This window comes from Brevibacillus sp. NRRL NRS-603 (assembly GCF_003013445.1).
Taxonomy (GTDB): domain Bacteria; phylum Bacillota; class Bacilli; order Brevibacillales; family Brevibacillaceae; genus Brevibacillus; species Brevibacillus formosus.
The window spans coordinates 17,536-36,305 of record NZ_PXZN01000059.1 but is presented as its reverse complement, the minus strand read 5'-3'; the positions used below and the strand labels follow the sequence as shown (position 1 = coordinate 36,305).

General features: G+C 47.9%; 19 protein-coding genes. 6 read left to right on the top strand and 13 right to left on the bottom strand.

The genetic code is table 11. The features are described from left to right. Positions 1–438: BclA C-terminal domain-containing protein (locus tag C7R94_RS26950; protein WP_483296250.1), on the top strand; the 438-nt coding region annotated here is incomplete at its 5' end. Between the two features lie 148 nt (positions 439–586). Next, the gene (locus C7R94_RS26945) at positions 587–1,729 is read left to right on the top strand and encodes a sensor histidine kinase (protein WP_106785683.1); all 1,143 of its coding nucleotides are present in this window, start codon (positions 587–589) and stop codon (positions 1,727–1,729) included. A gap of 92 nt (positions 1,730–1,821) precedes the next feature. Here the strand turns inward: C7R94_RS26945 and C7R94_RS26940 are convergent, their stop codons facing one another. The 7 genes from C7R94_RS26940 to C7R94_RS26910 form a co-directional block, all read right to left on the bottom strand. Continuing rightward, positions 1,822–2,862 carry an acyltransferase family protein gene (locus C7R94_RS26940; protein ID WP_106785685.1) on the bottom strand — a complete coding sequence of 347 codons (1,041 nt, stop codon included), beginning with the start codon at positions 2,860–2,862 and terminating at the stop codon, positions 1,822–1,824. Between the two features lie 188 nt (positions 2,863–3,050). After that, a complete protein-coding gene (locus tag C7R94_RS26935) occupies positions 3,051–3,359 on the bottom strand; it encodes a hypothetical protein (protein WP_106785682.1) in 309 nt (102 codons plus the stop codon). An 84-nt stretch (positions 3,360–3,443) separates the two neighbouring features. Then, complete coding sequence (locus tag C7R94_RS26930; RefSeq protein WP_016741285.1) at positions 3,444–3,650, bottom strand: cold-shock protein; 207 nt, start codon at positions 3,648–3,650, stop codon at positions 3,444–3,446. Positions 3,651–3,803: 153 nt separating this feature from the next. Beyond that, positions 3,804–6,692, bottom strand: a complete 2,889-nt coding sequence (locus C7R94_RS26925; protein WP_106785681.1) for an ATP-binding protein — start codon at positions 6,690–6,692, stop codon at positions 3,804–3,806. Continuing rightward, positions 6,689–7,051: a response regulator transcription factor gene (locus C7R94_RS26920; RefSeq protein ID WP_106785680.1), complete on the bottom strand. Its 363-nt coding sequence runs from the start codon at positions 7,049–7,051 to the stop codon at positions 6,689–6,691. Before C7R94_RS26920 ends, C7R94_RS26925 begins: the two co-directional genes overlap by 4 nt. Before the next feature lie 12 nt (positions 7,052–7,063). Next, a complete protein-coding gene (locus C7R94_RS26915; RefSeq protein ID WP_106785679.1) occupies positions 7,064–8,686 on the bottom strand; it encodes a response regulator in 1,623 nt (540 codons plus the stop codon). Positions 8,687–8,797: 111 nt separating this feature from the next. Then, the gene (locus tag C7R94_RS26910; RefSeq protein WP_106785678.1) at positions 8,798–9,277 is read right to left on the bottom strand and encodes a hypothetical protein; all 480 of its coding nucleotides are present in this window, start codon (positions 9,275–9,277) and stop codon (positions 8,798–8,800) included. Between the two features lie 79 nt (positions 9,278–9,356). Here C7R94_RS26910 and C7R94_RS26905 point away from each other — a divergent pair, with 79 nt between their 5' ends. Continuing rightward, on the top strand, positions 9,357–9,560 hold the full coding sequence (locus C7R94_RS26905) for a YwbE family protein (RefSeq protein WP_106785677.1): 204 nt from the start codon (positions 9,357–9,359) through the stop codon (positions 9,558–9,560). A 55-nt stretch (positions 9,561–9,615) separates the two neighbouring features. Here C7R94_RS26905 and C7R94_RS26900 read toward each other — a convergent pair whose 3' ends face one another. The 3 genes from C7R94_RS26900 to C7R94_RS26890 form a co-directional block, all read right to left on the bottom strand. Then, entirely contained in the window at positions 9,616–10,041 is a 426-nt protein-coding gene (locus C7R94_RS26900; protein ID WP_106785676.1) for an NUDIX domain-containing protein, read from the bottom strand. 111 nt (positions 10,042–10,152) lie between these two features. Next, on the bottom strand, positions 10,153–10,710 hold the full coding sequence (locus C7R94_RS26895) for a cysteine hydrolase family protein (protein ID WP_106785675.1): 558 nt from the start codon (positions 10,708–10,710) through the stop codon (positions 10,153–10,155). A gap of 214 nt (positions 10,711–10,924) precedes the next feature. Beyond that, a complete protein-coding gene (locus C7R94_RS26890; protein WP_047069554.1) occupies positions 10,925–11,473 on the bottom strand; it encodes a GbsR/MarR family transcriptional regulator in 549 nt (182 codons plus the stop codon). A 260-nt stretch (positions 11,474–11,733) separates the two neighbouring features. Here C7R94_RS26890 and C7R94_RS26885 point away from each other — a divergent pair, with 260 nt between their 5' ends. The 3 genes from C7R94_RS26885 to C7R94_RS26875 are packed head-to-tail and all read left to right on the top strand — an operon-like array spanning position 11,734 to position 14,746. Further along, positions 11,734–12,960, top strand: a complete 1,227-nt coding sequence (locus C7R94_RS26885) for a quaternary amine ABC transporter ATP-binding protein (RefSeq protein WP_047069553.1) — start codon at positions 11,734–11,736, stop codon at positions 12,958–12,960. After that, positions 12,957–13,802, top strand: coding sequence for an ABC transporter permease (locus C7R94_RS26880; RefSeq protein ID WP_106785674.1), 846 nt, complete (start codon positions 12,957–12,959; stop codon positions 13,800–13,802). The genes C7R94_RS26885 and C7R94_RS26880 overlap by 4 nt, the downstream gene beginning before the upstream one ends. Before the next feature lie 17 nt (positions 13,803–13,819). Beyond that, positions 13,820–14,746: a glycine betaine ABC transporter substrate-binding protein gene (locus C7R94_RS26875; RefSeq protein ID WP_106785684.1), complete on the top strand. Its 927-nt coding sequence runs from the start codon at positions 13,820–13,822 to the stop codon at positions 14,744–14,746. Positions 14,747–14,800: 54 nt separating this feature from the next. On the opposite strand, the gene C7R94_RS26870 is transcribed toward C7R94_RS26875, so the two are convergent. The 3 genes from C7R94_RS26870 to C7R94_RS26860 form a co-directional block, all read right to left on the bottom strand. After that, positions 14,801–16,222: a DUF1254 domain-containing protein gene (locus C7R94_RS26870; protein WP_106785673.1), complete on the bottom strand. Its 1,422-nt coding sequence runs from the start codon at positions 16,220–16,222 to the stop codon at positions 14,801–14,803. Positions 16,223–16,316: 94 nt separating this feature from the next. After that, positions 16,317–17,801, bottom strand: coding sequence for an amidase (locus C7R94_RS26865; RefSeq protein WP_106785672.1), 1,485 nt, complete (start codon positions 17,799–17,801; stop codon positions 16,317–16,319). Positions 17,802–17,880: 79 nt separating this feature from the next. Beyond that, positions 17,881–18,729, bottom strand: a complete 849-nt coding sequence (locus C7R94_RS26860; RefSeq protein ID WP_233220681.1) for an AraC family transcriptional regulator — start codon at positions 18,727–18,729, stop codon at positions 17,881–17,883. Positions 18,730–18,770 lie beyond the last annotated feature (41 nt).

Below are 18,770 nucleotides of genomic sequence, written 5' to 3'. Positions count from 1 at the left end.
ACCGGAGCAACCGGAGCAACAGGTACAGTCTTCACCAACATCAACGCCTTCGGAGCCAATACCTCAGGATCTCTCATAGCAGTAATCCTCGGAGGAACGAATGTCCCTCTACCTAACAACCAGGTTTTAGCAGGTGGCATTACAGTGAATGGCGTCAATACGGTATTTACGGTTCCATCAGCAGGCAACTATTTGATTTCGTATTCCATCAATACAACGACTGCATTACTGGTTAGCTCGAGGATCTTGATAAATGGAACACCATACACTCCAACGATCATCTCACCAGCTTTATCACTCTCGTCGTTCAATAATACCGTCATCGCTCCTCTCAACGCTGGAGCTACAATCACGCTGCAACTGTTCGGATTATTAGGAACAGCTACCCTTCTGACAGGGGCTGGAGCGACTTTGACGATTATAAAAATAAGCACGTAATAGGCAAAAAGGAGCTACGATAACAAGTAGCTCCTTTCCCTTTTACTATTCTTTTTTGCTAAAGTAGTAAAAATATTTAGTTAATTAACGGTGATGATAGTATAATAGGTTGGAAGGGGATTTTGCCTATTATTCGGAGTGGGGATAGATGCCGATGGATGACTTGGCAGTATATTTGGACGAGCACGAGGCAACGATCGTAAAAGAATTCAAGCGACGAATTGCCGTTTCGGACAGTGATCAATACAAGGGATTGATCCATCTGAATGGCCAAGCACTGTATCGAATGGTTATTGAATATTTTCGTTCAGAAATCACTCTTGAGGATATTAAAGAATTGGCTTACAAGGTGGCATATGAACGAAACATGGCAGAGACCAACATTGGCGATTTCGTTTCCAACGTGTGCATGGGCCGGGAAATGGTTATCGATCTTCTCCAAAAAGGCCCGTTCACGCCTGCCACTTTAATGCCTGCCTTATTAAAAATAAACGAATGCTTTGATGTCTTTTTGGTACACGCTGTTTTCAAATACACCGATCTCAAAGACAACGATTTGGAAGAGAAGAAGCTATTTATCGAGCGCTCTCACAAAGACAGGCTCACGATTCTGGGGCAAATGGCATCCAGCTTCGTCCATGAATTCCGGAATCCGCTTACTTCCATTATGGGATTCTCTCGTTTGTTAAAAGAAGATTATCCGAATCTCCCTTACGTAGAAATTATTGAAAATGAGCTGCGACAATTGAATTACCGGGTTTCGCAGTTTTTGCTGGTCTCGAAAAAGGGAGCGGTCTACAAGCAAATGGAGGTTTTTAGCGTTTGGGAATTGTTTGATGAGATTCTTTCCTTCCTCTATCCGAATATCGTTGACGTGAATGTGGATATCAAATGCAGTATCGACCCTACCTTTCAACTAAAAGGCTACAAGGATGAGATGAAGCAGGTCTTTATCAACATCATTTCGAATGCACTGGATGCGTTACATAAAAAAACAGGCGATAAGGAGATTGTCATTGAGGTGTCCCAAACGCCTGACAGCTCCTTGATTACCGTTTCCAACAATGGATCGCCAATTCCACCTGACCTGCTCTCGGTTATTTTTGAACCGTTTTTCACGACGAAGGAGCTCGGTACTGGAATTGGCTTATACGTCTGCAAAGAAATCATTGAGCGGCATGGAGGAACGATTACGTGCGAGTCTACGGATCAACAGACGAAATTTTCCATGCAATTCAAGCCCTGTGACATCTGTACGAGTGGCGCGATGTCGATGAGCCATCATATCTAATGCCACAAAAAATGACCTATCCGTGAAGGCACGATCGATAGCAGACGTGCACCATGAATAGGTCATTTTTGTGTGAAATAAGACGCGACAGTTTATTTGCTAGTGTAAAGCTGCCTGCGTGTTTGTCGTATGATTTTGGAGATACGCTCCAGTTTGTTTACCAGCCAGACCAGCATGAGCGCCAATAGACAACTGCACCCGATAATCAGGAGCAAGTACAAGAGCGAGTACCACGTGTTTTCAAACAGCCAAGCGACCTCGCCGTATTTCGCAAACAAATAGTCTTTGAACATGATCAAAAAAGCAGAGTGGAACAAGAAAATAAAATACGTCAGCCCTTTTCGAAACTTGATGTGCAAACGATCGACACGTTCCAGAAAGAAGACCATGAGCACGAGAAACGATAAAAGCGTGGCGAAGACAAAAGTCAAATGCACAGCCACATACAGCTTGTTTGAGACAACAAAAAATATCGCAGCCGCAGTGGAAACACCCGTCATCAGCGTCAGGATGGAGCGGTTGTTTCGCAAAAAGGAAAGGATCGATTCACGGTACCAATACAACATGTGCCCCATGTACAGGGTAAAAATCCAGCTCGGGAGCATATGACGTGTGGTGAGCCCGAACCAGCCCTGATGGATGTAGTTGATGTACACGTACTGAATACCGAGCAGAATCCAAATGACATACAAAATGTTGCGTCTCGTGATCAAACGGCGAAACAGATAGACAAAAACGTAATACTGACAAATCATAAACACAAAGTACAGATGGTCCCCCGTTTTGCCTAAAACAATGTTCGTAAAATCTTGGGCAGTATGAGGCATCCCTTTTTTCAACAAGTAATGGTACAGGACACCAGATACTAAATAAGGGATAAAAATATACAGAAGCTTCCCTGAAAAAAACTCGCGAGCAGTAGGGCTCTTGGCTTCAAAAGAATAAGCAGTCAAATAGCCTGTGGCGATCGTCAACAGGACAGTGCCGTAGCGACTGATCTGATTGAGGGCCACAATCCAGAACGGATCTGTAAAAGAAAGTGCAGAAGCCGTAAAATGACCGACTACAACGAGAAAACTTGAGAAGAGTTGGATGTAAAACAGAGATTTCAAGATTTTTGAATCTGTATACATTTCGATATTCTCCATTTCATCGTTTGTCGGCTGACGTTGTCGCTCAAACAATAAACTGTGAATGGCTTTATGATAATAAAGTTTTCTTTGATTCGTATTTGGACAGGGGAGGAGAGTTTTGGGAAAGGGAAAAAGAAAGAAAGCCACACCCGCGCGCGTAGCTTTCGCACAAGTATGGCTTTCATGCATTATTTCGGATTCTTTTTCATTTCATTGATGGTTTCATTGACCACAAACGCCAAATCGTCATTGCCAAACAGCGACAATACACCAAGGAGAGTCGCATCAGGAATGTCCTCTGCTTCTTCTTTTGGCACCGTATTGTCCAGCATTTGAGCGAGTAACGCATTTTCCCCTTGAGCGGGATAAGCGCGGCGGTATAGTTCGCGTGCATCTAGACCATGATTCACACACCATTGGGCAAAAACGAGAATCATCATGCCCTCGTCGCGCTGGTAGGCTTGAATCACTTGATCTTCCATCTCTTTTCGGTTCATGGGCATGCTCCTCTAACATTCGTACGTCATGAGCTTATTGTAGAGAAGAGGAAGAATCCCCGCAAGAAAAAAGAAAAGAAGGGCTCAAGAGTTCCGTTTGCTGCTGTGATTGGTTAGGACCGGTAGCATGCGCGTGTCCTTTACCATACGGGCATGGCAAAAAGGGCAGCTCGGGCTCTTATCAAAGGAAAAGTTATCTCTCATCCAGCACGTACAGCCCTCGTTACTGCACGTCCATACATCTGTTTCCTCTTCTTCGATTGGAACGACTGCTTTTTTTGAGAAATACACATGAACTCCTCCTTTGCAGGGCAAAAGTGCACAAAGTAACCTCTATTAATGTGTGATGGAAAGCGCATGAATATACCAAGATTTTCTTTGGTAGAAGGTAAAAAAAAGAGGCCGCGCTTTCATCGCCGCAGCCTCTTTTGTCCATTGTCATCTTTACTGTTGGTCGGGAATGTAGATCTGTCCCGTTGCTTCATGATTCGTGATGGCCTGCAAAATCGCTTTTGACAAGGTATCTGGATGATAAGGCTTGATCAGATAGCCGGTTGCCCCCAGATCAAATGCCTTTTTCTTTTCCTCAAAAGCACTGGAGATCACGATCGGAATGGTCCGTAAATCCGGGTTTTTGCGTATTTCCTCAATGACCTTCCAACCACTCTCTCCGCCCTTCAAGATTAGGTCCAGCACGACAGCATCTGGTCGCAGCTCCTCGATTGCTGCTACTGCCTCAGACGCTGTAGAGAAGGAATTGACTCGGAACCCAGAGCTCGTCAGCTCATCACGCAACAGCTCGGTTAAGTTCAAATCGTCCTCGATAATCACAACGTTTCCATTGTATTGACCAGTTGGAACGACTGCTTCTACCGTCCCTGCTTGATAGCCAGGGGACAAAGCATGCTCAGCCAGCGGAAGAGTAACCGTAAATGTGCTGCCCTTGCCCGATTCGGACGTAACGGCAACTTCACCATGATGCATATGGACGATCTCCCGAACAATGGCGAGACCTAGACCTGTACCGCCGATCTCGCGTCGATCCGAGTTATCTACACGATAAAATTTGGTAAACAGGTGAGGGATGGCTTCGGAAGGAATGCCTAACCCTTCATCTTGGACATCCACGAGCAAGCTGTCCCCATCTTGTCGACAAATCACCCGGACATGGCCGCCATGCGGAGAGTATTTGACGGCATTACTGATCAGATTCACAAATACTTGACGCAGCTTGGCTTGGTCGCCATAAACAACGGTTTGCTCCGTTTGTAAATCGAGTTCGAATCTGTGGAGCGGGGATTGAACTTGATAAAGTCCGAAAATATCCTGAATCACTTGATCAACCGCAACATTTTCTACCTCATATGTCTGTCTCCCGGATTCCATGCGTTGCAAATCCAAGAAATCGTTGATTAGTGCAGTCAGGCGGGTCGCTTCTTGATAAATGGTCGCTAAGTAACGCTGTTGACGCTCGGGCTTGAGCTCCTTCTTTAACAGCAGCTCCGCAAAGCCGAGCACACTGGCGAGAGGGGTACGCAGCTCATGACTGACCGTACTGACGAATTCCGATTTCATCTGGTCGATCTCGTATTCCTTCGTGAAGTCACGGTAAACGAGCAAGGTACTCCATTTCTCCTGATTTCGGAACAGAGGCTCTGCATAGAGCTGAATATAACGTACTTGCGGTCCCGTCATCTGAAACACAATACTGCCGGAAGGAATAGCACCTTCATCTAAAACGACAGCCCTGACATACTGAATCAGCCGATCAGGCTCTGAGGTTCTACTTTGCAGATGGGAGACGAACTGTTCGAAGTCAAATCCTTGCGAAGCGAGCTGGTTGTCGTAGGTCAATAGTTCACAGAAATTCCGGTTTACTTGCAGGGTTTCTCCATGAAGGTCGATGAGCTGTATGCCTTCTTGTACAGAATCGAGCATGTCCTGAGTCATTTTGCGCTGTCGCTCCGTCTCTTCAAACATCGCGAGCTTATCGAAAGCCAAGGAAATCTGCTTGGCGATTCCGATGATGACTTGTAGCTCCTGATTTGTGAATTTTCGACCGATACGGGATAGGATGATACATGCGACGATTGTCTGCTGGGCATCTAATACTGGGAGGTAAAGCTCAGATGTCTGTGACATTTCCTCTGTGTAGCCGCGCTCAGCGTCCGTACTTTCACGCATCAGGACATATGGCAGGCCCGTTTCCTTGATTCGCACAAATGGACCATCATCCAATCCTTTGCGCAATTGCTCCAGACCGTTCTGGGAAACGCCAAAGCTAGCTGCATCCCTGTCCGTGTTCAACATGACGATGACACCTTTATCGGCATCCATAACCTCAGTTATATTGCGAATGATACTAGACAGCAGCTCGCTTTTATCCAACGTATTCGCCAAAGAGAGGATGAAACGGTTTTTCTTTTCCAAATACCGTTCGTTTTCTTCCATCTTGCCCAATGCCTCTTGCAGCTCTTCCTGCTGCATCATCAGTTCATCCTGCTGGGCTTGCAGCTCTTCGTTTTGCGCCATGAGAACTTCTTCTTTGGCTTGAATTTGCCTGATCAAATAGTCGAGGGAGCGGGAGAGCCTGCCGATTTCGTCAATCCTGTTCAAATCCTGCAAAAGAGGTGTACCGCCATTAGCGAACTGTTCAGCATTTTGGGATAGACGAACCAACGGCCTGCCGATATCCCGCGTAGTTTGAATGGTGACTACTATCATGATCCCCAGCACCATCAGCGAGTACACGAGAAACCAGGTGCTTATCTGTGACAACTCTTCGAACAGTAGTTGGTTTTTCGTATATATAAGCTGATCGTGCTCTTCCTGATACCGCCCGGCGTATTTAAGCAGGTTGTTTACTTCCTGATTCACGCCACTGGCCGAAGCTTTTCGCAGGGATTCAAAGTCTCCGTTCTTTGCATAGCTCGAAAAAGTAGGAAAAACATTAGTGAAAAAGTTCGTGAAAAAAGACTCGATCGAAGCGACAAGCGATTTCTCCTCATCATTGAGCGGGAGCTTCTTAAATTCATCCAGCGCTTGTTCCAGCTTCTTTTTTTCAAGAAATAGCTCATTGTATTCAGATGGGCTCAAAAAAGCGTAATAACCCCTTGCGCGAAAAAAGATCTGGTTCGTGTGCTCAGCGATGGCTGCGACCAAATTTTGTTTTTCCTTGGTATTGTATATCTCCGTCTGATAATGGGTTAATGCGTTGCTATTCAAATCTTGCACGATGCCAGCGCCCGCAATCAGAAGTGACAGAAAAAGAAGCATCATCGCTATGAAGCGACGTGTGATGCTTTTTCTGATAAACGCCAAGAACCCCGTCATGCGAGCATTTCCTCCACCTTCCGGACAAGATCCATCGGGCTAAAGGGCTTCGGCATGAAGTCATCAGCACCAGCTGCACGCATTTTCTCCTGTTCGGCATGCTGACTTTTTGCCGAGAGGATCAGGACCTTGACTGCCTTTTTATCGTCCATCTGTTTGATCTGCTGCAATACTTCAAAGCCTGTCAGCTTTGGCATCATATAATCTAAAATAATCAGGTCGTACTCATTTTGAGCGATTTTTTGCAGGGCTTCCTCTCCATCGCAAGCGATATCGAGCTCGTGTCCCTCGTCTTCGAGCGTGTCGCCAATCAACATGCGCAACACGGCTTCGTCTTCAGCCAGCATAATCGTTGCCATCTTGCTACCTCCTTACAACATTCGCTTAACCAGTCGTTTGATGCGAGCCTCCAGTTCACGTGTACGAAATGGTTTAGTCATATAGTCGTCAGCACCGAGCTGAAGGGCACGGACTATGTCTTGCTCTTCAGTACGGCCTGTTAGCATTATCACCGTATATTTCTTGGCATTCGGCAAATTCCGGATTTTCTGGAGAACCTCGAGGCCATCCATCTGTGGCATCATCCCGTCTAAAATGACGAGATAAGGCTCTTGTCCCTGATGCCAAGTGGAGTCAAAGAAAGCTGCTCCTTCTTCGAAAGTCTGGATGTCGACGTGCATCCAACCGTCAAAACTGGTTTGGATGGCATCGGCAAGCATCACGCGAATCATCGGATCGTCATCGATAATGGCGACCTTCAGTTTTACCTTAGGGGAGTCATATGTCTCTGTGATTTGTGCGGTTTCAATCCGGCTGCGCCCCGCGTTTTTGGCCGCATACAAAGCAGTATCAGCAGCTTCTACCCAATACGTATACGGTTTATGAGGATCATCTACTTGTACGATCCCACCGGAAAAGCTCAAAGAAAACGTTCCTTCAGGAGCATCGAACGTAAGCGAACAAAAAGCAGAGAGCATCTGCTCCAGGCGCATCTTTCCTGTCTGTACAGTCGTACGTGGCATCAGCAGGATAAATTCCTCTCCGCCGTACCGGAATAATACATCATGTTTTTCCGCGCTCTGCCCGATGAAAGCAGCAAAGCGTGTCAGTACCTCGTCGCCGATCAGATGACCGTATGTATCATTGACCCCTTTGAAAAAATCGATATCTAAAAATGCCAGAGAGAAGGGGGTGTTGGTTCGCTGGGCATCATAAAGAAGCCGTTGGTATGTATCAACAAAAGAATTCCGATTGTTGACACCCGTGAGCTCGTCCAAAAACAAGATGCTGTTCATCCAGCGCTTCCGGCGAAGCTGGCGCTCGAGGCGTACGACCAGCTCTTCCATATCAAGCGGTTTGCTCATGACGTCATCTGCGCCCAAACGATAGGCGTTCAGACGGGTCTCCCGTTCACAATCGATGCTGATAATGGTCGTAGGCACGTATTGCTTCTTAATTTTTTCGCTAATCGTCTGCATCACTTGGAAGCCGCCTGTTTCCGGGATATTCAAATCCAGAATGAAGCAGTCAGGATTCATGTCGTGAAAATAGTCGAGAGCCTTATGAGGATAGACTGTTGCGATGACAGACCAATTGTGGTTTTCTAAATATTCCTTTAGATACATAAGCAAGGTGACGTCATCATCCAGGATGAGGACCAAAGGCTGTTGCTCACAAGGGGAATCCCGTTGGAGAGTGGGATTCTCGTTAAAAACTTCCTGTTCCGGGCGTTGTTCGTAACACAAGCTGATCAATTCTTGCAAAAACAATCGCCATTCACCGAGCGACCAATCCTTGGCAGGCATGTCATCCATTCGATCCAGAAGGAGCTCGGACAGATCAGACAAGTCGGTCAAGCCAATTGTCCCGGATGTCCCTTTTAATGAATGAAGAAAGCGATATAACTCATCATGAGGGACGGGAACCTCCTGGTCGTACCACGTCTCAATCTGTTTGTGGATATTTGAAAGAAGTGTATCTCTGTACTTGATCATGAAGTATCGCCTCCCTGTGTTGGGATGGCGCAAGCAGTCGGATCGCTTGCGCCAATTTGATCAAAACGTCTACGATTTGGTATGGTACATGTAGCAGGGAGGAGGAAGGGCTTATTGTTGCAGGGAAAATCCTTCTTCAATCAGGTACTGCTCCGCTTCTACGTACGATTCAAAGGAAGCTTCGAGGTTCATCCCGTGGTATACGTTCCACAGCGCGTCTTCCTGTTGCAGCAAGAGCGTGCGGTTTTGCTTGTCGACCCATGTTTGCTCCAATTGTTCAGCTGCACTAGTAGCTTTTGGAGCTGGTTCACGTTTCACAGAGAGGGATTGGATCGAAGCCTCGACTACCTTGCGCAGCTCGTCCGCCGAGAAATCTCGGATGTTGACATATCCCTTGTCGTCTTTTTGGTAGCCCTTCAAAAACGCGGCAAAAACAAACCCGTTGCCGTTTGGATGCAGATGATAGACCACTGTCTTTTTGTCATGAAGGCTTTCCTCATAATGAAAATTAACCCGTTTCAGGGAGACGTCATTCCGAGTCAGTTGTGGAAAAGATTCAATAATCGCTAGTTTTTCTTCAAAAGTAAGCATGGATTCCTCCGGTGAGATGGATTTGTTTGTCGATTATATCATAGGTGGGACATAGAACGAAAAGAAGGAGAAGGGAAAAATGAACGGAAAAAATCGAAAAGACATCGCAGCGGGTCTTGAAGTCGAGATTGTATTGAAACAGGACCAACGCACTGGCAAACGCACCCGTGGAATCGTCAAGGACATCCTGACGAACTCCAGTACCCATCCACATGGAATCAAGGTTCGTTTGACAGATGGACAAGTGGGGAGAGTGCAAGCGATCATTAAAAAAGGGGAGTAATCTTCTTTACGGAAAAAACGGACAGGCCACATGGGGCAACTGTCCGTTTTTCTTTTCATGAACGGTTCCGGTTTTGCAAATGCTCGATAGCTGGTACGGCGAAGCAAGCCAGATTCGGCGGAAGTGCATCGAGCGAAAACCAGCGCATGTCTCCAATCGCTCCGCCTTCCTCTAAATTCCGTGCTTCTCCACCCAGGACCGTGACCTCGTAAATGACCGAAACCCAATGCTCGGCATTTTCAGGGCGGATGGTTTCTGCGGTGCACAGCAGGGCCTTTACCTCGACATCGAGATTGACTTCTTCTTTGATTTCGCGGATGACACTCGTCTCTAGTTTTTCATAGGGATCAACTTTTCCCCCGGGAATGCTCCACGTATTCTTCTCTGGATCTCTGTTTCGTAATACCAGCAAAATCTCATTCTTGTCGTTTAGGATGACAGCTCCTACGCCCAATTTTGGTATAGCAATAGTAGTCGACATGGTTTCTCCTCGATAGGCAGATTCATTTCTTCCATTATAGCAAGGTCCAATCGTAAGCAGGACATGAAAAGAAACCGCCTGAAGAGACGGTTTCGAGAGTTCAGCAAAACGCTACCTGTAAGAGTCATGGGTAGGGGCGAAGACATCCTCCGTTGATTCCCGTACCAAAATAAATGGCTCAATATTTCCTAATCCATGCAAGCATGTATTGTGATGGGCGATAATCTGTTCCGCAGATAGCACTTTACTGTCCGACGTAGAGTGCCCGTCCTTGACGAGTGTTACATCATAGCCAAGTGTAGTCGCTTTGCGGCAGGCGCTGTCGATACAATACTCGGTTTTGCACCCCATGATGACGAGATGGTTAATTCCGAGTGCTTGTAGCTTTTCGTGCAGGTTTGTTCCGTGAAACGAGTCAGTCGCTAATTTTTGAACCACTGTTTCTGATGGCAGAGGGGCGATCTCAGGGTGGATGGCAAAGTCGTCTGAACCGACTTCTCCGACATCCGCATCCTGAACGTACAGCACAGGTATGTTCTTGCTATAGGCATCTTCTCTTACTTTTTTCAATGTTTGGACAAGTGTAGACGGCTGAAAAACAGGACCAAGTTGCCCTTCGATAATACCTACCTGCGCATCAATAATCAGTAGAGCGGTTTTTCGAATCAATCCATTTCCTCCTAAGTGAAAGGGGGTTAGCGTTGGTGTTCCCCTTTTTGGTTGTTTGGTACACGCACAGCTTTATAAGAACGTTGGTTCATGTCCTTTTTCATAACTGACCACTCCTTTCATCATAGAAGAGCGCGAATTCGCTCTGGATAATTGTACCACAAAAAGACTCATTCCAGATGGAAGGAACGAGTCTTTTTCGAGTGCGAGCTTCTTATGATTCATTTTCCTTTTTCGGTACAAACTGAAAGATATCATGAGATTCGAAGGAGTCGATCAAACGGGACAGCCACAGATAGTACTCCAAACCATTTTCAATGCGCTTGATGCTGAGGTCCACACGCTCGCTGACTTCTTCCGTAAGCTCTTCTGATTGCTGGAGAGCGCGAAGCTCAAGGAGCGACTTTTTCAATGCGTGTACATTATGTTCGCAGGCGTGTCGCCACTTCACGGAAAAGAGGTCGATGAAGTTCTGGTACCAGTCCAGATTGACCTCGTAATGATCCTTCCGGGTCCCTTTTTTCCATATCTTTTCTACCATATTTAAGTCCATCAATGTGCGGACGCCGGTGCTCATACTGGTTTTGCTCATGCCCAGTGCTTCGCCCATCTCATCGAGTGTCATTGATTTGTCCTGAAAGAGCAATGTGCCATATAGCAGTCCCGTTGACATGGTAATTCCATACAGGTCCATGTTGCGAGCGAGCGTTTCAATCACGCGTTCCTGAGCTTTTTCGAGGATTTTTTCCTGATTGGTATCCATTTTGAAAAAAGCAGCTCCTCTAGTCTTAGTAACCTGACTAGAATTGTACGTCTCCAAAAGAAAAAAGTAAATGGAGATGTTGTACAGTATATACGTGATAAACTGAGAATACAGTAAGTAAAGTACGTAAAGTTTTTTCTGAACGCTGAAAATGACGGATTATCATTCCTCACCCAGTTTGAGGTAAAAAAATTCGCTGGTTACAATTGTAAGGGTAAAGAACAGTCCGGATGCCGGGCGTAATAGTTGGAGGTGACCATATGCCCAAGATCAAAGTAGAGAATTTGACCAAAATCTTTGGACGCCAACCCCAACGCGCATTGTCCCAGGTGAAGCAGGGGAAGACCAAGCAAGAAATCTTGAAGGAAACGGGTCTTACCCTTGGGGTGAATCAAGCGAGTTTTGAGGTGCATGCAGGCGAAATTTTCGTCATCATGGGGCTTTCGGGAAGCGGGAAGTCGACCCTGGTTCGGTTGTTGAACCGGTTGATTGAACCAACAGAAGGCAAAATCCTGATTGACGGTACGGATATCGTCAGTATGAACACTGAGCAGTTACAGGATGTAAGAAGAAAGAAGCTAGGCATGGTATTTCAAAAGTTTGCCTTGTTTCCTCACAGGACAGTGCTTGAAAATGCGGAGTACGGTCTGGAGATTCAAGGGATGCCAAAGGCCGAGCGTGAGGCAAAAGCGAAAAAGTCACTCGCACTCGTCGGACTTGGCGGTTGGGAAGCGAGCTACCCGGATCAGTTGAGTGGCGGGATGCAGCAACGTGTGGGTTTGGCCCGTGCACTCGCGAATGAACCAGATGTACTGTTAATGGATGAGGCATTCAGTGCCTTGGACCCGTTGATTCGCAAGGACATGCAGGATGAGCTGTTGGAACTGCAGAGCACCATGCAGAAGACCATTATTTTCATTACGCATGATCTGGACGAAGCATTGAAGATCGGGGATCGAATCGCTCTGATGAAAGACGGTGCGATCGTGCAGATCGGCTCGCCGGAAGAAATCATGACCAATCCAGCAAACGAATACGTAGAACGCTTCGTAGAGGATGTGGATCGTTCCAAGGTGCTGTCCGCCGAAAAAGTCATGAAGCGGGCAGAGACGATCACACTGGACAGAGGGCCTCGGGTCGCACTGCAAATGATGCGTGAGCGCGGTGTCTCCAGTTTGTACGTGGTGGATAAGCGAAAAACATTGCTGGGTGTGCTGACGGCAGACGCAGTTAACGGAGCTAAGGAAGCGGGACAGTCGTTGGAATCCGTGCTTCGAACGGAGGTACCGACTGTCGGACCGCAGACGCTTCTCAATGAAATGTTTGACCTTGTCGCGTTTTCGGATATTCCTGTGGCAGTTACAGGGGAACAAAATCGTCTCCTGGGCGTGATTGTAAAAGGAGCCGTCTTGGGTGGGTTGGCAGGAAAAGTAAATCAACAAGTTCCAGAGCCAACGAATGAAGAGGGGCAGGTGAATCCATCATGAGTCAAAACCAACTTTTTCCGAAGCTGCCGCTCGACAGTTGGGTAGAAACGATTGTAGATGGACTGGAAGAGAATTTGGGCTTCTTGTTTGACTTCATATCAGCTGGAATCGGTGGAACGGTTGACTTGTTTTCGTGGATTTTAACAGGAATCCCGTTTTGGGCCCTGATCATTTTGTTTACGCTGCTGGCGTATCGCGCAGGCAAAGTGGCAATTGCTCTTTTTACTTTCATTGGACTTCTTCTGATTCAGAATCTGGGTTATTGGGAGCACTCAATGGAAACACTCGCGCTGGTATTGACGGCAGGGTTGATCTCGGTAATTATCGGGATTCCCGTCGGTATCTGGTGCGCGAAGAGCGAGTCCGTACAAAAGGTCGTCACACCGCTGCTTGATTTCATGCAGACGATGCCGGCGTTTGTCTATTTGATTCCTGCCATCTTTTTCTTCGGACTCGGTAAAGTACCGGGGGTTATCGCTTCTGTCATTTTTGCGATGCCACCGACGATTCGTCTGACCAACTTGGGAATTCGTCAAGTTCCTGCCGATCTGATCGAGGCTTCTGAAGCGTTCGGTTCTACCTACTGGCAAAAGCTGACGAAGGTACAGCTGCCGATTGCCAAGACGACAATGATGGCCGGGATTAACCAAAGCATTATGCTCGCGCTGTCCATGGTCGTGATTGCCTCCATGATTGGGGCGAAAGGCTTGGGTGCGGACGTGTATCGTGCCGTAACACAGATCAAGATCGGTGAAGGTTTTGAGGCAGGTCTGGCCATCGTTATTTTGGCGATTCTGCTGGATCGTCTCACGCAAAGTGTTGGAAAGAGAAAAAACGCGTAGGAGGGGTTTTCATGAAAATGAAAAAAGGCACCTTGAAAGGGCTGGCAGTCGCACTTGGGCTCAGTATGGTGATGGCAGGATGTTCAAACGCAGGAACACCGCAGGGAAATCAGCCTGCCGAGGGCAATACGGGTACGTCTGCACCGAATAGCGTTGGAGCACAAGTGGATCATAAAATTATCGGGATCGATCCTGGCGCTGGTCTGATGAAAGCGACGGAAAAAGCCATGAAAGACTACGATCTAAAAGATTGGGAACTGGTGGAGGGCTCCAGTGCAGCGATGACGGCAGCGCTGACACAAGCCTACAAAGAGAAAAAGCCGATAATCGTGACAGGCTGGACACCTCACTGGATGTTCTCCAAGTTCGAAATGAAATACCTCGACGACCCGAAAGGCACCTTCGGTAAGGATGAACAGATTCATACCATCGTGCGCAAAGGACTGAAAGAGGAGCACCCAAGTGCGTATGCATTCCTCGACAAGTTTTCATGGGCACCTGCGGACATGGAAAAAGTGATGCTTGATATCCAGAGCGGCAAAAAGCCGGAAGAGGCAGCAGCCGAATGGGTGAAAAACAATGAAGCTACTGTCAACAAGTGGGTAGAAGGCATTCAGCCAGCAGAAGGCAAAAAATTGACGCTCGCCTATGTCGCGTGGGATTCTGAGATTGCCAGCACGAATGTAGTGAAGACGGTTCTGGAGCAAAAGCTGAAGTACCAGGTAGAAATGAGTCAAGTAGAAGCTGGTCCAATGTGGGTCGGTGTATCGAACGGTGATGTGGACGGAATGGTAGCGGCTTGGCTGCCAACGACACACGCAGACTACATGGAAAAGCTGGGGAAAGACGTAGAGGATCTCGGTCCGAATCTGCAAGGAACCAAGCTGGGCTTAGCTGTTCCAACCTACATGGAGATCAACTCCATTGAAGATTTGAAGAAGTAACAGACTCAATACAGAAGGCACCGCTCACGATGGGGCGGTGCCTTTTGCGTTGTGTTACGGTATTGGGTTACTTTCCATGACAGCGGGCCAAGCGTGCTGATTGTCCAGTGTTGCAGGCTCTGGTGCAAATACCCGTAAAACGAGATTGAACTCGCCTTCTGGGAGAGGGAGCCAGTTGCCTTCCTTGCCTTTGGGCGGTTGCTGTTGCAAAAACAAATCAAGGGAGCCATCTGGATTGTACGCAAGCGTTCCTGTATTGCTGCGAACTGATGCCCGATCTGCCGCTGTTTTGGCTAAAAACAACTGGTTGTCATAGACGTTGATCGACCAGAAAGCAGACGTCTTGGGAAGCTGTTCCTTTGTAAAATGCAGCCTATAGCTTTGGGTCCCCGTAAGTGGTTTTCCAGATCCATCTGTCAATGCACGATAATAGGCTTCTTCGTTCGGAACATTGGCCCCAATACCGGAATAGGCGATAAAGGAACGGGCGAGAAACTGGTTTCCATATGTGCCGATGGGGGAAAAGGAGCCCCAGCCATTATGGAAGATCGCGTAGCCGGGAAAGCCATTTTGCACGATGGACGGGGCAACCTGCAAGGCACGCTGTAGGCCCGCAAGCTTTGCTGGACCGAGCGCGGAAGGATCAAAGCCTTTTTGGACATCGATCCCAGCTTGAGCGAATTGATCGAGCAAGACGCGATCACATTCGGGCGGAGGATTGCTCTGAATCCATTTCGTCATGACTTGAAAAAAGGAAAGGGACGACAACACATCTGGGGGAAGCGCTTCAGGAACATGTGCCGTTTGCAATTTTGGGTGGACAGGGGAAATGGCAATTTTTTTTTCGAACGAGACTGCCTGAGGTAAATCAGCCTCGCCTTTTACCTCGACACGGCCAATGAGCCAGACGGTATTCGTAGGGGCGTAGATCACAGGGATATGGGCAGGAGTAGGCCCTTTCCATTGTGGGCTTGCAATGATATATTGTCCGGCCTGCTGCTTGGTGGAACGATTGGAGACATTGCGAAACGTATTCGTGTACGCATCCAGCATTTGCACGGTATAGTAGCGGTTTTGCGGATTGGCGGGGACAGTCAAGTGGACGGGCGTCTCCGACAAATCCAGCCATGCGCTCATATACAATGTATCGGAGTTCGGAGTCACGATATCCCGATAAGCAGGGGAAGCGAGTGTGTCCGCATAATAAAACTGGTTGATCGGCGCCCGATTTTTGACCATTGGCTCCATCGTTATGGCAGACATCACTAAGGGATAGCCGTAGATGTATGCTTGAATGCCGAGCGAGTAGGCAAGCTGCTCCTGCGATTGAAGAAACGGCTTCGATTGGAGTAGAGGTGAATGTTGGACAGATGGAGCGTTTGTTGTCTCTTTTGCAGAGGACAGGCCGGACAGGTGAAGCGTCATGCAAAGCAGGGAAACGATCAGTGTCAGGCTCTTTTTCCATAATGGAAGCATAAAGCCCCTCCTCATTACCAGAAATAGGGTTCGCACTGGTAGTTTTCTGCATAGGAAAGGGGCTTTATGCAGGTTGAGCTGGAATATTTTATCCTCAATGCGGCTCCACAGAAATTTCAGGCGCTTTCCACTCTGGGCAGGTTGCGTACAATGTCGACGCTCTCTGTAGCAATTCCCTATCACGCCATCGCTTGCCCACACACTGAATGCCAATAGGAAGACCTTGCTCATCAAAACCGATCGGCATCGTTACGACTGGACTTCCGGTGACATTAAACAGATTCGTATAAAAAGTCGTAGCGGCCCAGTAGTTTTGCGGGTTCTCGTCTACATACAGCGGCTTGGTATATATCGGCTTGTAGCCCCACATTCTCGATTTTGCCATATGAGGAAAGGCTGTCGTGCAGCTTACCGGACACAAGAACAAGTCACAGCAGGCCATGAATTGCTCGAAGCTGCGAATGAGCTGCTCCCGAATGGTTAAGACACGCATGTAGTTTTTGAACGTCAGCGGGACGAGCATGGTAGCCGTGGGAACCTGACGATAGATCGGCATGGTGAGGAGATGAGCTAATCCTCTCATAAGGGTAGGCGTCGTGGAGTTTAACTCCGCGTCGATGATTTTTCCCCATGTTTCCCAAGTCTTGCGTACATCTAAAGGCGGTGCCGTCACTTGTTCTACGCGCATGCCTTGTTGCTCCAGTATTTTGACAAAGCGCCGCAACTGATCGCGAATGGCTCGACTCGTCGGGTAGCCGGGCAACTCCTCCATCCAACGAATGTGCAGGGGCTGATCGTTAAGAGGAGGGGGCAAGACTTGTGGACCATGAGGCAAGCCAGCGTTGCCGTTTCCACCACGAATGATGGAAAACGCCACTTCCAAGTCTTCGATCGAACGGGCTATAGGGCCATAGCAGGCCATATGACGAGACGAGGTATAATCAGACATTCCTTCAAAGCCGGGCATGTGTCCTGTTGACGGAACAGCTCCTTCAGTTGGCTTCAAGCTGAACACACCACAATAATGAGCGGGAACACGCAACGATCCCCCGATGTCACTCCCGATATCCAAATAAGAAAGTCCTGCGGCAACTGCGGCTGCCGAGCCTCCGCTGCTGCCTCCCGAAGTCCTCTCCTGATTCCACGGATTATTTGTCCTACCGTAAATATCGTTGTCTGTTTGGAGATCCATAAGCAGGGTAGAGACATTCGTTTTGCCAATCAAAACGGCTCCTGCCTGCTTCAGTCTTCGAACGATGGCTGCGTTATGTTGCGGAATGTAGCCTTTTAGAGGGGGGAAGCCAGAAGTAGTGGGAAGTCCGGCTGTGGCAAAGGAATCCTTGATGGTGATCGGCACCCCGTGAAGGGGCCCCCGAATGTTGCCTTCCGCCATTTCTTTGTCCGCTTGCTTCGCGGATTCGAGAGCAGCCTGCTCGTCACAAGCGACGATAGCGTTCAGTTTGCCATTAAGCGAGGCGATTCTTCTAAAGGTATGCTGGGTAGCTTCTTCGGCGCTTATTTTCCGCTCGCGAATCCAAGTCCCCATCTCCGTTGCCGTCAAATAGGTCAGTTCTTTCATTCGATTCACTCCTTTTCACACGTCCAGCGTACGACAGGAGAACGAGGAAAACTTGATCGAAAATGCGAACCGCTACCGATTACTCTCGGGCTAGAACGGGTATATAAATGAAGCAAAGCGAATCCGGATGGTCATTTCCAAGAAAACGGTGGTCGTAATATTCAAAATCGTATCTGGCATAAAGCTGGTCAGATGCGGATGCGTGTGCCATCCAGCTCCCGTATATGTATTGATACGTCAGCTTGAGATTTTGCACCGATCCTTTGTGAGGGAAGACAAGATAACCAGATGCAGGCAGCGTGAGCGATTCCAATCCGTCTGTCCCAATATGCTCGTCAGTGTGTATGCCCGCAAAATAGGCAAAGCTCAACGAAAGCCCGAAAGCATCCGGGTAGCGAAGGACCCCGTAACGCTTCTGGTTATTCTGCATGGCGATTTTCTGTCCCAGTCGGTTCCAGCAATGGACAATATCTATTGTCGAGCGAGTAGCGGAGGAGTAGCCTACCAGGTTCAGTTCTTCGTGGGCAGGGACATAGACGGGCTCAATCGATTGCAGCTGAATATTTTCCAAATAAGGTAGCTCGATACGCTCCAGCATGGTGTACCGGGGCATTTTTCCTGATCGGCGAAGTGCAGAAGGAGGCAGACCAAAGCGTTTCGTAAAGGCGCGAGTAAAGGCTTCGTGGGAATCAAAGCCATATGTAAAGGCGACTTCTGTCACGCTCTTTTGTTCGAGCGACAGCACTTTGGCAGCCTCGGTCAAGCGCCTCTTCGAAATGTACTGGCCAACAGTTTCTCCTGTCACGTGAAAAAACAAGCGTTGAAAATGGTACTTGGAATATCCGGCGGCTGATGCCACTTCATCGAGCGTGACTTTTTCCGTTAACTGCTTCTCGATAAACGAGAGGGCACATGTTATTTGCTCCATATAGTTCATGACGTCACCTAAAAAAGGAAATAAGATCTTTT